We start from the raw sequence: 14445 nt of genomic DNA, 5'->3' as shown, positions 1-14445 counted from the left end.
CGGCTACCAGGTGCTGGTGCGCATCACGATCTCGGCGGCCAACTGAGCGGTCGAATCGGCGGCGTTGCGCCGTCCGAGCAGATCGACGATGCGGTACTCGCCGTACACATAGCGCTGGCTGGCTTTGGCGACCGCTCGGGCGGCGCTGGTACTGACCAGTGCGGTGGTGTTCAGCTCCACCGGCGGACAGTGTTCGTCACGCACCACACCGTTGAGATCCGCGACCCGCGGGTGTCCCCGGTCGATGACGACCAGCCCGATGAACCGGTCCAGCCGGGTGGCGGCCAGCTCCCAGGCCAGCTCGCCGCCGAGCTTGTCGCCCACCAGCAGTGCCCACCGCACCTCGAGCGTGTCCAGGATGCTGATGACGGCCTTGGCGGTCAGGCGCGGGTCCGGGCCGATCACCACGGTTCTCAGCGAGGCGGTGTGCAGCCGCTGGCACACTCCCGCGTACGCGGCGGGTGACTGCTGGGCTGCACCGAGCAGCACCACCACCGACCCTCGCTCGGGACCGGTGACCTGGACGGGCACCGAGAAGCCGTCGACAGTCACCATGGGAGAGGGCATTGCGCCACGCTACAGTGCAGAGCCGAGTCGGCGCGGCGGTTTTCACGCTGTTGACCTGAGCCTGCGCCGGGCGTCAAACCGCTTGTGCGCGTTGGGCCTGCTTCCCGGTGACCTCCAGAAAGATCTGTGGGAGCGTGCCTTTGACGGCGATCGACGCGTCGTCGGTCGGGAACGCGATGCCGAAGACCGCCATCTGACCGACGTTCTCGAATGCGAAGTACACGCTGTTGTCGGCGCCGCGCAGGCGCATCGTCTGCTGATAGACCAGGGCGTCGCGACGCGGACTGGGCAGCGCCGTAGTAGTCATGGGGATGCCGGGGTCGCCCGGCTCGAAGAAGGTCTCGTACTCGGCGCACCGCCGCGCGGTGTCGGCGAGCCGCTCCAGATCCAGCCGCCAGGTCAGCAGCGTGATCACCATGCGGGCGCCGTCGTAGGCCGCCACATACTCCGCGGCGCTGCCCGGCCCCCATTCCGCGGTCACGGCGATGTCGCGGGTCAGCGCGTCGGCGCATCCTTCGGGGCGGGACAGCATGGCCGGGGGCCGTTCGACGTTGTCCCCGCGCGGTTCGTTGACGACGCGCTCGTAGCGCACCCCGGGAGGGAAGTCGGCCTCGGTGAGCACCGCACGCTCCAGCTTGGCGCCGGGCCAGGTTGCGGTGCCGGTGACGGCGTGACCGCACCCGGCGAGCAGGCAGCAGACCGCCACCGCGACGAGCCCGCGCCTGCCCATGGCGCCAGGCTACCGAGAACCTCAGAGTTGGGTGAGAATCTCTGCCCCGCTGTCGGTGACCACCAGCGTGTGCTCGAACTGGGCCGTCCACTTCTTGTCTTTGGTGGCCACCGTCCAGTCGTCGTCCCAGATCTCGTAGTCCAGGCTGCCCAGGTTGATCATCGGTTCGATGGTGAAGGTCATCCCCGGCTCGAGCACCGTCTCCACCGCGGGCTGGTCATAGTGCAACACCACCAGACCGTTGTGGAAGGTGGTGCCGATCCCGTGTCCGGTGAAGTCGCGAACCACGTTGTAGCCGAAGCGGTTTGCGTAGGACTCGATGACGCGGCCGACGATCGACAGGGCGCGGCCGGGTTTGACGGCCTTGATCGCGCGCATGGTGGCCTCGTGCGTGCGTTCGACGAGCAGCCGGTGCTCCTCGCTGACGTTGCCGGCCAGGAAGGTGGCGTTGGTGTCGCCGTGCACGCCGTCGATGTAGGCCGTGACGTCGATGTTGACGATGTCACCGTCCTCGATGACGGTCGAGTCGGGGATGCCGTGGCAGATGATCTCATTCAGCGACGTGCAGCAGGATTTCGGAAAACCCTTGTAGCCCAGCGTGGACGGGTACGCGCCGTGATCGACCATGTACTCGTGGGCGATCCGGTCGAGGTGATCGGTGGTCACCCCGGGCGCCACCGCCTTGCCGGCCTCGGCGAGCGCGCCCGCCGCGATCCGGCCGGCCACCCGCATCTTCTCGATCACTTCCGGGGTCTGCACCCACGGCTCGTGGCCCTCGGCCGCGGTCGGCTTACCGACATACTCCGGGCGCGGAATCGACTTGGGCACCGGCAGCACGGGCGAGACCGTGCCGGGCCGGAGGGCGGTCCTTACTGACATGTGGCAATGCTAGCGTTCCGCCATGCAGGTCACCCCGGGCCACTTGTTCGCCCAGATGGACTTTCGCGACGTCGAGGTCTCCGATGAGAGCGTGGTGATCGAACTGGACAACCGGCCCGATCTGACGAATCGGCGCGGCGCCCTGCAGGGAGGTCTGGTCGCGACGCTGATCGACATCGCCGCCGGCCGGTTGGCCGAACGCCACGTCGGGCCCGGCCAGGACGTGACCACCGCCGACATGACCATCCACTACCTGTCTCCGGTGTTGGAGGGTCCCGCCCGCGCCGAGGCGACCGTCGTCCGGGCCGGACGCCGCCTCTCGGTGATCGCCGTCGACGTCACGGACGTCTCCCGCGACCGGCTGGCCGCGCGCGGCACGGTCAGCTTCGCCGTCCTCGATCCGCGTTAGCGGAACGGGATCGACGTCAGTTCGTGCGCAGCGGTCCCACACGCCACGACTTGCGCGGTCCGCGGATGTCGACCGATCCGCACACCACCTTGCCGGTGAGAATCACGTGCGGGTTACCTTCGGCCGGAGCGTCCCTGCGGTGGTCACGGGCGCTGCCGACGTTGACCTCGACGTCGTCGATGGATGCGCTGGCCCCGTCGGGAAGGCGCAGGTCCAGACCGCCGAACTTCAGGTCCAGCTCGATGACCACGATGGGGCCCGCGAACCGGGCCTTGGTCAGATCGAGATCGACCGAACCCATCCGCCGGTGCAGCGCGAGCCGCGACGGCACCACCCACTCGCCCTGACGTTTGAGCGAGCCGAGCACGCCGCGCAGCTCGATGCGGTCGGCTGCCGACGTCACGATCGCGCCCGGGCCAGGCAGGTCGCCGACAAGGGCGTCGAGTTCTGAACGCATCCGCGCCTGCGACACCGCCGCCGACCGTTCCTCGAATTCGCCGATGTCGATGAGGCCGAGGGCCACGGCGTTGTGCAGCCGGCGCAGGGTGCCGTTGCGGTCGACGTCGGAGATGCGCATTTCGACGGCGTCGGCCGCGCGGGATCCCGAGTTGTCCGGGCGGCGTCGGCCGTGGTTGATGTCCGTCATGACGGTGTCCACGGTACCGCCGTGGGCGTCAGGCCAGATAGTCCGGCGGCAGGGCGTCGAGCATGCCCTTGAGCATCCGCACCGCGTACTCCGAACTGCCGCCGCCGACGATGAGCGCCGAGAACGCCATGTCTCCGCGGTATCCGGTGAACCACGAGTGCGATCCGCCGGCGAACTCGGCCTCGCCGGTCTTACCGCGCACGTCGCCGGCGCCCTGTAGGTCCTTGGCGGTGCCGTTGGTCACGACCAGGCGCATCATCGGGCGCAGACCGTCCACCACCTCGGCCGGGATCGGCTGCTGGTCGCCGGTGACCTGGGTGTCGCGCCCCTCGATCAGGCGCGGCACCGGAGTGCGGCCGGCTGCGACCGTGGCCGCGGCCAGCGCCATCCCGAACGGACTGGCCAGCACCTTGCCCTGACCGAAGCCGTCCTCGGTGCGTTCGGTGAGGTTCACCGTCGGAGGCACCGACCCGCTGACGGTGCTCAACCCGGGGATGTCGTAGTCGGCGCCGATACCGTACTGCGAGGCGGCCTGAGTGAGCCCCCGCGGCGGCATCCGGCTGGCCAGTTCGGCGAAGGTGGTGTTGCACGAGCTGGCGAACGCCCGGGACATCGGCACGGTGCCGAGGTCGAAACCGCCGTAGTTGGGCACGGTGCGGTGACCGATGTCCATACGCCCGGGGCAGCCCAACAGGGTGTTCGGCGTGGCCATCTGGCGTTCGATCGCCGCGCCCGCGGTCACGATCTTGAACGTCGACCCTGGCGGGAACAGGCCCATGGTCGCCAGCGGTCCCTCCCGATCGGCGGCGGTGTTCTGCGCCACCGCGAGGATTTCCCCGGTCGAGGGTTTGATCACGACGATCATGGCCTGCTTGTCGGTGACGTCGACGGCGTTCTGCGCCGCGGTCTGCACCGCACGGTCCAGGCTGATGCTCACCGACGGCGCCGGCTGGCCGGGCACCTCGTTGAGTACATCGACATCGACGCCGTTCTGGTTCACCGTGACGACGCGCCAGCCGGGGTCTCCGTCGAGATCCTCGGCGACCGTCTTCTTGATCTCGTTGACCACCGCGGGCGCGAATGTCGGGTCGGTGGGCACCATCTCCGGCTGCGGAGTGATCACCACCCCGGGCACCGACGCGAGGGCACCGGCCACCGCATCGTGGTCGGCCTGATTCAGCGTCAGCAGGCTCAGCGCGCCCTTCTTCGAGCTGGCCAGCTCGGCGAGGCGCTGCGCGTCGAGGGTGTTGTCGAACCGGTGCAGCGCGCCGACGATCTTGTGTGCGGTGGGCATCAGGTCGGCGCCGGCGGCCTCGGCGTCGAGCGCGAAGTGATACCGGTAGCCGGGCACCAGCACGTTGGTTCCCGTGCGCTCGTGCACCGAGGCCCGCGGCGGGGCGTCGGCACGCAGCGCGAACGTCTGGTTCTCCCCCAGCCTCGGGTGCAGTCCGGTGGCGCCCCAGCGCACCTCCCACCGGCCTTCGTCACGCACCATGTTGAGTTGGCCGTCGTAGGTCCAGGTCCGGTTCTTGGGCAGGTGCCACGTGTAGCGGTAGGTCACGCTGCCGGTGTCCTCCGCGTATTTCGAACTGAGGATCTGTGCGTCCAGCCCGGTCGCCTGCAGCCCCGCCCAAGCCTCGTTGAGCGCCGCCCGCGCCTCCTCGGGCCGGTCGGCCAGCTGCGCGGCGGCGCCGGTGTCACCGGTGGCCAGCGCGGCGAAGAACTCCTCGGCGGTTGGTTCGGGCCCGTTGGGCCGTGGCGTACACGCCCCGAGCGCCATCACCACCGCAGCCACGGTCGCGAGTCCGGTCATGCGCGTTGCAGATGTGAACAGTGATGCCATTGAGGCAAATGTTAAGAAGAAACGATCCGATTTCGGTGCAGGCGCGCGGCCCCTCCGCGCCGAAATTGCATTCCACGCGCGTCAAGTTGCGATATGCGCGCGCGGAACGCAATTTCGGCCGCGCGAGTGGCCCCCTGGGCGGTGGAGGTCACCCGCCGGCGGCGGGTGCGCGGACCACCAGCGGCACAGCCGGGAAGTAGGCGGCCATCTCCGAGCGCGACGCGCGCAGCGCCGCGGTGCCGTATCCCTGCTTGCGGTGAGCGGGGTGGATCCAGACCCGCACGCCGACCTCGCCCTCGGCCAGGTCGCCGAACACCATGCCGACCTTCGTCGATCCGACCTCGGCGACCAGCCAGGCAGACTCCTCGGCGGCCACCCGGGCCGCCGCCGCGGCGATCTCATCGCCGAGATCACCTGCGGGCGCGGCGGTTCCGTCCCCGGCCGAGCGCATGTCGTCGGTGCGCGCGGCGAAGATGTCGCGGTCCCGTTCAGGAGCGAACGGCCGCAGCATCAGCCGGCGCGCCGACCCGGCGGTCTGCTCGGGCGGGCGGTAGTCCTGCTCCTGACTGTTGAGGTCCTCCAGCTCGGCGGCGATCCGGCGCCGCGAGACCTTGGTGAGCCGGTCGAACGACAACCGCAGCACGGCCTCGGCAGCCTCGCCCGAGGTGTCGAGCAGATCGGCCAGCGCCTCGATCGCCGCGTCGTAGTCGTCGGAGGCGACGACCGCGTCGAGCACCTCGTGCCGGCGTTCCAGCGCCTGGACGAGCGCGGTCGCCATCTCGCGGCTCGCCGCGGCCGCCATCTCGCGGCTCGCCGTGGCCGCCATCTCGCGGCTCGCCGCGGTGGCCATCTCGCGGCTCGCCGCGGTGGCCATCTCGCGGCTCGCCGCGGTCGCGTCAGGCTCGGTCATAGAGGAAGCGTAGGCGCAGTTTCAGATCAGTCGAGCAGCACCGTCGCGAACGACGCGATCTCGGTGAAGCCGATACGGGCGTAGGTCGCCCTCGCCACGGTGTTGAAGCTGTTCACGTACAGGCTGGCGATACGGCCGCCGCCGACGATCGCGGCGGCGACCGTCGCGGTGCCGGCGGTGCCGATCCCCCGGCCGCGCTGGTCGGGGTGCACCCACACGCCCTGGATCTGCCCGACCGCCGGGGACTGCGAGCCGACCTCAGCCTTGAAGACCACCTCACCGCGGTCGAACCGGGCCCAGGCCCGCCCGGCGGCGATCAGTCCGGCGACCCGGCGGCGGTAGCCGCGGCCACCATCACCGACTCGAGGATCGATGCCGACCTCACCGATGAACATGTCGATCGCGGCGACGAGATAGGCGTCGATCTCCTCCATGCGCACCTGGCGCACGGCGGGATCGATGGCGCACAACGGCGCCGCGCTCAGCGCCATCAACGGCTGATGCGCCCGCACGTCGCGGGCCGGGCCCCAGACGGGTTCGAGGCGCTGCCACATCGGAAGCACCAACTCGGCGCGGCCGACCAGGGACGAACAGCGGCGGGCGCTGCTCATCGCCTTGTCCGCGAACGCATTCAGGTCGCCGGGGGCCCCACGCAGCGGAATGAGGTTGGCGCCGGCGAAGCACAGCGACTCGCTGGCGCGCCTGCGGGTCCACAGTTCCCCGCCGATCGCCGACGGTTCGATGCCGTGCTCGGCCACCCGCGAGGCGACCATGCAGGCGGCCACCGGGTCCTCGTCGAGAACCTGCCGGACGGCCACCATGTCGCGGATGTCGCGCACCACCGACACCCTTCGCTCATCTACGAGGCGAAATAGCGGAGGAGCCGACATCTGGACTCTTTCTGAGCTGACCCTGAGCCAATGGCCCCACGCGTGGGGCCGTCTCTCAGCTTACGGTCACAATAGGCGAACCGGTGGCACCTTCAGAACCCTGTGCGTCGCCCATCTCCGCACCCATCTCGCCGGCAAGGCGCAGCGCCTCCTCGATCAACGTCTCGACGATCTGCGCCTCCGGGACGGTCTTGATGACCTCACCCTTGACGAAGATCTGCCCCTTGCCGTTGCCGGACGCCACCCCGAGGTCGGCCTCGCGCGCCTCGCCGGGTCCGTTGACGACGCAGCCCATGACCGCCACGCGCAGCGGCACGTCCATGCCCTCCAGGCCGGCCGTGACCTCGTTGGCCAGCGTGTACACGTCCACCTGCGCGCGTCCGCACGACGGGCACGACACGATCTCCAGGCCGCGCGGCCGCAGGTTCAGCGACTCCAGAATCTGGTTGCCCACCTTGACCTCTTCGGCCGGCGGCGCCGACAGCGACACCCGGATGGTGTCGCCGATGCCCTTGGACAGCAGCGCGCCGAACGCGACGGCGGACTTGATGGTGCCCTGGAATGCCGGCCCGGCTTCGGTGACGCCGAGATGCAGCGGATAGTCGCACTGCGCGGCGAGCTGCTCGTAGGCGGCGACCATGACGACGGGGTCGTTGTGCTTGACGCTGATCTTGATGTCGCCGAAGCCGTGTTCCTCGAACAGCGAGGCCTCCCACAGCGCCGACTCGACCAACGCTTCCGGGGTCGCCTTGCCGTACTTCTGTAGGAAGCGCTTGTCCAGCGATCCGGCGTTGACGCCGATGCGGATCGGGATGCCCGCGTCGGCCGCCGCCTTGGCGACCTCGGCGACCCGGCCGTCGAACTCCTTGATGTTGCCCGGATTCACCCGCACCGCAGCGCATCCGGCGTCGATCGCGGCGAAGATGTACTTCGGCTGGAAGTGGATGTCGGCGATCACCGGGATCTTCGACTTCTTCGCGATGACCGGCAGCGCGTCGGCGTCCTCCTGGCGCGGGCAGGCCACCCGCACGATGTCGCAGCCCGACGCCGTCAGCTCGGCGATCTGCTGCAGCGTGGCGTTGATGTCGTGGGTCTTGGTGGTGCACATCGACTGCACCGAGATCGGGTGGTCACTGCCGACGCCGACGTCACGCACCATCAGCTGGCGGGTCTTGCGGCGGGGAGCCAGTACCGGCGCCGGCGCCGCCGGCATCCCCAGACCGATTGAGGTCATTGTTCGAGTCTCCTACTGGAACCTGCGTTCATTGGAACAGCGTGATCGGGTTGATTACGTCGGCGGTCACGGTGAGCAGCGTGAAGCCCAGCATCGCGATGATCACCACGTACGTCAGGGGCATCAGCTTGAGATAGTTGACGGGAGCCGCGGCGACTTTGCCTCGCGTCTGGCGGACCATGTTGCGGACCTTCTCGTAGAGCGCGATCGAGATGTGCCCGCCGTCCAGCGGCAGGAGCGGGATCAGGTTGACCGCGCCCAGCACGAAGTTCAGCTGTGCGAGAAAGAACCAGAACGCCACCCAGATGCCGTGCTCGACGGTCTCGCCGCCGATCCGGGACGCGCCGACCACGCTGATCGGCGTCTCGGGGTCGCGCTCGCCGCCGGTGATCGAGTGCACGAGCGCCCCGATCTTGGTCGGGATCTTCACGATCGCCTTGCCGAGTTCCACGGCGAGGTCCTTGGTGAACACCAGCGTCCCGGGGACCGCGGTGAGCGGGTTGTACTGCGTCGGCCCGAACTGCGCGGCCGTGACGCCGATGCTCCCGACGTCGACTGGCACGGCGGGACCCTCGTTCCCGCCGACGACGTAGCGCTGGCTCGGGGTGACGTCGACGGTGGTGGTGAACTCGCGCGTCTGACCGTTCTCGTCCCTTTGCACGGTCAGCGCGGTGGGGCCGTTCTCCTTACGCACCGCCTCGACGAGGGCGTCGAACGTGGCGACCTCGGTGTCGCCGACCTTGACGATGACGTCGCCGGCCTGGATGCCGGCGGCGGCCGCCGGGCTGTTGGCGATGCAGTCACCCAACTGGCCTTGCGCCACCTCGGATTTGATGCATGACGTCTCCCCGACCACCGCGGTGGTGGGGGCCTTGATGTTGGGCAGACCCCAGATGATCGCGATCGCGTAGATCAGCACCAGCCCGATGACGAAGTTCATCGCCGGCCCGGCGAACAGCACCGCGACGCGCTTCCAGGTCTTCTGCTTGTACATCGCGTACGGCCGGTCCTCGGGGTCGAGTTCCTCGACCGCGGTCATGCCGGCGATGTCGCAGAATCCGCCGAGCGGCACCGCCTTGACGCCGTACTCGGTCTCGCCCAGCTTGTTGGGCCGCCGGGTCGACCACAGCGTCGGGCCGAAGCCGACGAAGTAGCGGCGCACCTTCATGCCTGTGGCGCGCGCCACCCACATATGGCCGCATTCGTGCAACGCCACCGACACCAGAATGGCGATCGCGAACAGCGTCACGCCGAGCACGTACATCATCGGGCGGGGAGTCCTATCATCTGCGACCTGCGGGTTCCTGCTCGACCGCCTGTCGGGCCCGATCACGGGCCCAGTCCTGGGCGTCGAGTACGTCATCCACGGTAGCTGGTTCGGCCGCCCATCGGTCGGCAGCGCGCAGCACATGGTCGACGGTGCGCACGATGGCCGGGAACCGGATCCGTCCGGCGAGGAACGCCGCCGCCGCCTCCTCGTTGGCGGCGTTGTAGACCGCGGTCAGGCAGCCGCCACCCCGGCCGGCCTCGCGGGCCAGCGCCACCGCCGGGAACACGTCGTCGTCGAGCGGTTCGAAATCCCAGCGCGAGGCCGTGGTGAAATCGCAGGCCGCCGCGGCGCCGGGGACGCGTGACGGCCACCCCAGTGCGAGCGCGATCGGCAGCTTCATGTCAGGCGGGCTGGCCTGCGCGAGGGTGGACCCGTCGGTGAACGTGACCATCGAGTGCACGATCGACTGCGGATGCACCACCACCTCAATGCGGTCGTAGTCGATCCCGAACAGCAGGTGCGTCTCGATCAGTTCGAGCCCCTTGTTCACCAGCGAGGCCGAGTTCAGGGTGTTCATCGGGCCCATCGACCAGGTGGGGTGCGCAGCGGCCTGCTCGGGGGTGACGTCCTCGAGTCGCTCCGCGGTCCAGCCGCGGAACGGCCCCCCGGACGCGGTGAGCACCAGCTTCGCGACCTCGTCGCCGCTGCCGCCGCGCAGGCACTGCGCCAGCGCGGAGTGTTCCGAGTCGACCGGCACGATCTGGCCCGGGGCGGCCGCCTTCTGCACCAGCGGACCGCCCGCGATCAAGGACTCCTTGTTGGCCAGCGCCAGCCGCGCGCCGGTGGCCAGGGCGGCCAGCGTGGGTTTCAGGCCCAGCGCCCCGACCAGCGCGTTGAGCACCACGTCGGCCTCGGTGTTCTCGACGAGACGGGTGGCGGCGTCGGGACCCGAGTACATGGTCCCGCCCAGCGCGGCCGCGGCGGCCTCGTCGGCGACGGCGATGTTGGTCACCCCGGTCTCGGCACGCTGCCGCGCCAGCAGGTCGGCATTGCCGCCGCCGGCCGCGAGCCCGACGACCTCGAAGCGGTCCGGGTTGGCGGCGATCACCTCGAGCGCCTGGGTACCGATGGAGCCTGTGCTGCCCAGGATCAGCACACGCCGTCGCGCTCCGCTTTCGCTCACCGACCCATTGTGCCGGTCGCGCGGCCCCGGTCTCCAAGTGTGACGCGAGTGTGACGTCGGCGCCTGGGACCCATCCGCAGGCACGGCAGCTGGGAATCACCCGTGTGCGAACTCCAGTGCGGGCAACGGAGCCCCGTACTTGACGAAAGGGATCAGGAAATGATGACAGCTCGTCGGAAGACCGCTGCTGTGGCAGGAATCGCTGCCGTGGCCCTCTTCGGTGCCGCTTGTTCGAGCGAGGAAGCCGAAAGCACCGCGACGTCGGCCAGCGTCACAGCCTCGTCGGCCATGGAGTCGGCGACCAACGGGATGACGACGTCGTCGGCGGCGCCGATGGCGGATCCCGCGGCCAACCTCATCGGTTCGGGTTGCGCGGCCTACGCCGAGCAGGTTCCGGACGGGCCCGGCTCCGTGGCCGGGATGGCGGCCGATCCGGTGACGGTGGCCGCGTCGAACAACCCGATGCTCACCACACTGACCCAGGCGCTGTCCGGTCAGCTCAACCCGAACGTCAACCTCGTCGACACGCTCAACGGCGGCGAGTTCACCGTGTTCGCCCCGACCGACGACGCGTTCGCCAAGATCGACCCCGCCACGATCGAGACACTCAAGACCGACGCCGACCTGCTGACCAGCATCCTGACCTACCACGTGGTGCCAGGCCAGGCCGCGCCCGACCAGGTCGCCGGCGAGCACACCACGGTGCAGGGCGCACCCGTCACGGTCACCGGCGCAGGCAACGACCTCAAGGTCAACGAGGCCGGACTGGTGTGCGGCGGGGTCACGACTGCCAACGCCACCGTGTACATGATCGACACCGTCCTCATGCCGCCCGCTAACTGATCCACCAATCCATCACTGCAGGAAAGGAATTCACGATCATGACCGTCAAGTTGAAGTCTCTGGCCGGTGCGGGTATCGCGGTGGCAGCCGCCGTCGGGCTGTCCTTCGGAGCGGCCGCGACGGCCTCCGCGGCGCCGGTCGGGCCGGGGTGCGCGGGCTACGTGCAGCAGGTCCCGGACGGCCCCGGGTCGGTGCAGGGCATGGCGGCTTCGCCGGTGGCAACTGCGGCGTCGAACAACCCGTTGCTGACCACGCTGACCCAGGCCGTCTCCGGTCAGCTCAACCCGCATGTGAACCTCGTCGACACGCTCAACGGCGGCGAGTTCACCGTGTTCGCGCCGACCGACGACGCGTTCGCCAAGATCGACCCCGCCACGATCGAGACACTCAAGACCGACGCCGACCTGCTGACCAGCATCCTGACCTATCACGTGGTGCCGGGCCAGGCCGCCCCTGACCAGGTGGTCGGTGAGCACGTGACGGTGCAGGGCGCTCCGGTCACCGTGACCGGGTCCGTCGACGACCTGTTGGTCAACGACGCGTCGGTGGTGTGCGGCGGCGTGCAGACGGCCAACGCCACGGTGTACCTGATCGACACGGTGCTGATGCCGCCGGCAGCGTAGCCGGATCAGCACCACTGCAGAGGATCCCCCGCACGCAGTTCCCCCGGCCGGTGCGGGGGATCCTCCTGTCCACCGGAGTTGGGGCGGGAAGGTCTGGTCAGCGTCGCACCTTCGCGATCACAGTCTCGGCGAACCGCTCGATCGGCGCGCGGAACCGTTCCACGCCGCGGACGCCCCCGGTCTCGGCGCCCAGCCACGGCGCGACCATCACCGAGGTGATGCCGGCCTCCTCGGCGCGCAGATACAGATCGGGGGAGGCGGGCTCCATCAGGGCCAGCAGGATGTCGAACGGCTCGTCGGCCCGACCGTACTCTCGCCGCAGTTCGGTGAGTCGGCGCGCGTAGCCGACCGCGTCGTCCCACCGGTAGGCGTACCCGACCCAGCCGTCACACAGCCGGGCGGCGCGCCGCAGCGCGGCCTCGGACTCTCCCCCGGTCAGGATCGGCACCGGGCCCGGCGGGTGCGGTTCGATCATCATCTCGGGCACCCGGTAGTGCTCACCGCTCCAGGACACCCAGCCGCCCTGCCACAGCGCCCGAAGCGCCGGGATCATCTCGTCGAGCCGTCTGCCGCGGGTGCGGAAATCCTGGCCCATCAACGCGTACTCCTCGCGCATCCAGCCGATGCCTGCGGCCAGGCTCACCCGCCCGCCGGACAACACCGCCGCGGTGGCGACCTGTTTGGCCACCTCCAGCAGCGGCCGGGCCGGCGCGATGTACACGGCGTTGGAGAACCGCAACCGGGTGGTGACCGCAGCCATCGCCCCGGTCAGCACCCACGCGTGCGGCCATTCGGTCTCGGGCTGCCACGGCGGCGCCCCGCTCGCCGAATCGGGATAGGCCGAGTTCAGCGCGCGCGGATAGATCATGTGGTCGGAAGTCACCATGCCGTCGTATCCGGCTTCGTCGAGCATCCGCGCCAGCGGCACGGCCTCGGTCGCCTTCAGGAATGCCGCACCCGACCAGAACTGCACAGTGCTTACCCTTTCGTCACTTTCGCCGGCTCTTGTTTCTCTAGCGGAGTTTGGGGGCAGCATCAACGACATGCCCGCCGTGTTGTGGTTGCGCCGCGATCTGCGGCTCTCCGACCTTCCGGCCCTGCTGGCCGCCGCCGACGTCGACGGCGCCGACACCGAGGTGCTGGCCTGCTATGTGCTCGACCCCCGGCTGAAGGCTTCGTCGGGTCCACGGCGGCTGCAATACCTGTACGACGCGCTGCGCGACGTACACGACCGGCTCGACGGGCGGCTGCTGGTGACCGAGGGCCATCCCGGGACCCGGATCCCCGCTCTCGCGAAAGCCATCGGGGCATCGTCGGTGCACGTGTCGCAGGACTTCACCCCGTTCGGCCGGCGTCGCGACGACCAGGTGCGCGACGCGCTCGGCGACATCGAGTTGGTGGCGACCGGCTCGCCCTACCTGGTCTCCCCCGGCCGCGTGACCAAGGGCGACGGCACCCCCTACAAGGTGTTCACGCCGTTCTTCGCGGCGTGGCGCAAGCACGGCTGGCGCCGCCCCGCCGAATCGGGGCCGAAGTCGGCGCACTGGATCCACCCGTCCGACGTGAAGGGCGCTCGCGCGGTGCAGATCCCCGACGCCGGGGTTGAGCTCGAGCTCCCCGCCGGCGAGACGGCGGCGCTGCGGGCGTGGCGACAGTTCGTCGCCGATGGGCTCACCGGCTACGCGGAGGACCGCAACCGTCCCGATCTTTCGGCCACCAGCCGCATGTCGGCGCATCTGAAATTCGGGGCGATTCATCCGCGGACGATGGCCGCCGATCTGGGCCGAGGCAACGGCGCGCAGGCCTATCTGCGCGAGCTGGCGTTCCGGGATTTCTACGCCTCGGTGGTGTGTGAATGGCCGGACAGCACGTGGTGGAACTGGAACCGGAGTTTCGACACGATCGAGGTCGACGACGGCCAGGATGCCGAGACATCCTTCGAGGCCTGGAAGAAGGGCAGGACCGGTTTCCCGATCGTCGACGCCGGTATGCGGCAGCTGGCCGAGGTCGGCTTCATGCACAACCGGGTGCGGATGATCGCGGCGTCGTTTCTGGTCAAGGATCTGCACCTGCCGTGGCAGTGGGGTGCCCGCTGGTTCCTCGAACAGCTCGTCGACGGCGACATGGCCAACAATCAGCACGGCTGGCAGTGGGCGGCCGGCTGCGGCACCGACGCCGCACCGTACTTCCGGGTGTTCAACCCGACGACCCAGGGCAAGAAGTTCGATCCGTCCGGTGACTACGTGCGGCGCTGGGTGCCCGAGCTGGCCGGTGTCGACGACGTGCACGACCTCGGGGCCGACCGGCCCGAGGACTATCCGGCACCGATCGTCGACCACGGGCGGGAACGCGCCGAGGCGCTGCGCCGGTACGGCGCCATCGGCTAAAGCCGGTACGGCGCCATCGGCTAAAGCCGGT

The 14445-nt window shown here is 69.5% G+C and carries 15 protein-coding genes; 4 read left to right on the top strand and 11 right to left on the bottom strand.

Going from position 1 to position 14445, the window contains the following annotated elements:
* Positions 1–3: 3 nt before the first annotated feature.
* From ACTWP6_RS02745 to map, 3 genes are all read right to left on the bottom strand, one after another.
* Complete coding sequence (locus ACTWP6_RS02745) at positions 4–567, bottom strand: alpha/beta fold hydrolase (RefSeq protein ID WP_260751543.1); 564 nt, start codon at positions 565–567, stop codon at positions 4–6.
* A gap of 73 nt (positions 568–640) precedes the next feature.
* Entirely contained in the window at positions 641–1297 is a 657-nt protein-coding gene (locus ACTWP6_RS02740) for a hypothetical protein (RefSeq protein ID WP_260751542.1), read from the bottom strand.
* A 21-nt stretch (positions 1298–1318) separates the two neighbouring features.
* The gene (gene map / locus ACTWP6_RS02735) at positions 1319–2176 is read right to left on the bottom strand and encodes a type I methionyl aminopeptidase (protein ID WP_260751540.1); all 858 of its coding nucleotides are present in this window, start codon (positions 2174–2176) and stop codon (positions 1319–1321) included.
* A 22-nt stretch (positions 2177–2198) separates the two neighbouring features.
* Here map and ACTWP6_RS02730 point away from each other — a divergent pair, with 22 nt between their 5' ends.
* Positions 2199–2585, top strand: a complete 387-nt coding sequence (locus tag ACTWP6_RS02730; protein ID WP_260751539.1) for a PaaI family thioesterase — start codon at positions 2199–2201, stop codon at positions 2583–2585.
* Between the two features lie 16 nt (positions 2586–2601).
* Here the strand turns inward: ACTWP6_RS02730 and ACTWP6_RS02725 are convergent, their stop codons facing one another.
* From ACTWP6_RS02725 to dxr, 7 genes are all read right to left on the bottom strand, one after another.
* Positions 2602–3231: a DUF1707 SHOCT-like domain-containing protein gene (locus ACTWP6_RS02725; protein WP_260751538.1), complete on the bottom strand. Its 630-nt coding sequence runs from the start codon at positions 3229–3231 to the stop codon at positions 2602–2604.
* Between the two features lie 28 nt (positions 3232–3259).
* Positions 3260–5074 (bottom strand): penicillin-binding transpeptidase domain-containing protein, encoded by a 1815-nt coding sequence (locus tag ACTWP6_RS02720; protein ID WP_260751537.1) that lies wholly within the window; start codon positions 5072–5074, stop codon positions 3260–3262.
* A gap of 148 nt (positions 5075–5222) precedes the next feature.
* Complete coding sequence (locus ACTWP6_RS02715) at positions 5223–5876, bottom strand: GNAT family N-acetyltransferase (RefSeq protein ID WP_260758050.1); 654 nt, start codon at positions 5874–5876, stop codon at positions 5223–5225.
* A 134-nt stretch (positions 5877–6010) separates the two neighbouring features.
* The gene (locus tag ACTWP6_RS02710) at positions 6011–6874 is read right to left on the bottom strand and encodes a GNAT family N-acetyltransferase (RefSeq protein ID WP_260751536.1); all 864 of its coding nucleotides are present in this window, start codon (positions 6872–6874) and stop codon (positions 6011–6013) included.
* Positions 6875–6929: 55 nt separating this feature from the next.
* Complete coding sequence (ispG, locus tag ACTWP6_RS02705; protein WP_260751534.1) at positions 6930–8108, bottom strand: flavodoxin-dependent (E)-4-hydroxy-3-methylbut-2-enyl-diphosphate synthase; 1179 nt, start codon at positions 8106–8108, stop codon at positions 6930–6932.
* Positions 8109–8136: 28 nt separating this feature from the next.
* Positions 8137–9375 carry a M50 family metallopeptidase gene (locus ACTWP6_RS02700; protein WP_260751533.1) on the bottom strand — a complete coding sequence of 413 codons (1239 nt, stop codon included), beginning with the start codon at positions 9373–9375 and terminating at the stop codon, positions 8137–8139.
* A gap of 16 nt (positions 9376–9391) precedes the next feature.
* The gene (gene dxr / locus ACTWP6_RS02695; protein WP_260751532.1) at positions 9392–10561 is read right to left on the bottom strand and encodes a 1-deoxy-D-xylulose-5-phosphate reductoisomerase; all 1170 of its coding nucleotides are present in this window, start codon (positions 10559–10561) and stop codon (positions 9392–9394) included.
* 159 nt (positions 10562–10720) lie between these two features.
* Between dxr and ACTWP6_RS02690 the strand changes: the two genes are divergently transcribed.
* Positions 10721–11404, top strand: a complete 684-nt coding sequence (locus tag ACTWP6_RS02690) for a fasciclin domain-containing protein (RefSeq protein ID WP_443186753.1) — start codon at positions 10721–10723, stop codon at positions 11402–11404.
* A 38-nt stretch (positions 11405–11442) separates the two neighbouring features.
* Complete coding sequence (locus ACTWP6_RS02685) at positions 11443–12027, top strand: fasciclin domain-containing protein (protein ID WP_313901308.1); 585 nt, start codon at positions 11443–11445, stop codon at positions 12025–12027.
* 97 nt (positions 12028–12124) lie between these two features.
* On the opposite strand, the gene ACTWP6_RS02680 is transcribed toward ACTWP6_RS02685, so the two are convergent.
* A complete protein-coding gene (locus tag ACTWP6_RS02680) occupies positions 12125–13000 on the bottom strand; it encodes a TIGR03619 family F420-dependent LLM class oxidoreductase (RefSeq protein ID WP_260751529.1) in 876 nt (291 codons plus the stop codon).
* A 70-nt stretch (positions 13001–13070) separates the two neighbouring features.
* Between ACTWP6_RS02680 and ACTWP6_RS02675 the strand changes: the two genes are divergently transcribed.
* Positions 13071–14414, top strand: coding sequence for a cryptochrome/photolyase family protein (locus tag ACTWP6_RS02675; RefSeq protein ID WP_260751528.1), 1344 nt, complete (start codon positions 13071–13073; stop codon positions 14412–14414).
* Positions 14415–14445: the final 31 nt, after the last annotated feature.

The organism is Mycobacterium sp. 4D054 (genome assembly GCF_052245755.1).
Lineage (GTDB): Bacteria > Actinomycetota > Actinomycetes > Mycobacteriales > Mycobacteriaceae > Mycobacterium.
The sequence above is the reverse complement of the archived record's forward strand: the minus strand, read 5'-3'. Positions and strand labels throughout refer to the sequence as shown.

Bases quoted from the DNA above. Each gene is read 5' to 3' on its own strand.
- ACTWP6_RS02745 (WP_260751543.1), bottom strand. From the start codon at position 567: ATGCCCTCTCCCATGGTGACTGTCGACGGCTTCTCGGTGCCCGTCCAG.
- ACTWP6_RS02740 (WP_260751542.1), bottom strand. From the start codon at position 1,297: ATGGGCAGGCGCGGGCTCGTCGCGGTGGCGGTCTGCTGCCTGCTCGCC.
- map (WP_260751540.1), bottom strand. From the start codon at position 2,176: ATGTCAGTAAGGACCGCCCTCCGGCCCGGCACGGTCTCGCCCGTGCTG.
- ACTWP6_RS02730 (WP_260751539.1), top strand. From the start codon at position 2,199: ATGCAGGTCACCCCGGGCCACTTGTTCGCCCAGATGGACTTTCGCGAC.
- ACTWP6_RS02725 (WP_260751538.1), bottom strand. From the start codon at position 3,231: ATGACGGACATCAACCACGGCCGACGCCGCCCGGACAACTCGGGATCC.
- ACTWP6_RS02720 (WP_260751537.1), bottom strand. From the start codon at position 5,074: ATGGCATCACTGTTCACATCTGCAACGCGCATGACCGGACTCGCGACC.
- ACTWP6_RS02715 (WP_260758050.1), bottom strand. From the start codon at position 5,876: ATGGCGGCCGCGGCGAGCCGCGAGATGGCGACCGCGCTCGTCCAGGCG.
- ACTWP6_RS02710 (WP_260751536.1), bottom strand. From the start codon at position 6,874: ATGTCGGCTCCTCCGCTATTTCGCCTCGTAGATGAGCGAAGGGTGTCG.
- ispG (WP_260751534.1), bottom strand. From the start codon at position 8,108: ATGACCTCAATCGGTCTGGGGATGCCGGCGGCGCCGGCGCCGGTACTG.
- ACTWP6_RS02700 (WP_260751533.1), bottom strand. From the start codon at position 9,375: ATGATGTACGTGCTCGGCGTGACGCTGTTCGCGATCGCCATTCTGGTG.
- ACTWP6_RS02690 (WP_443186753.1), top strand. From the start codon at position 10,721: ATGATGACAGCTCGTCGGAAGACCGCTGCTGTGGCAGGAATCGCTGCC.
- ACTWP6_RS02685 (WP_313901308.1), top strand. From the start codon at position 11,443: ATGACCGTCAAGTTGAAGTCTCTGGCCGGTGCGGGTATCGCGGTGGCA.
- ACTWP6_RS02675 (WP_260751528.1), top strand. From the start codon at position 13,071: ATGCCCGCCGTGTTGTGGTTGCGCCGCGATCTGCGGCTCTCCGACCTT.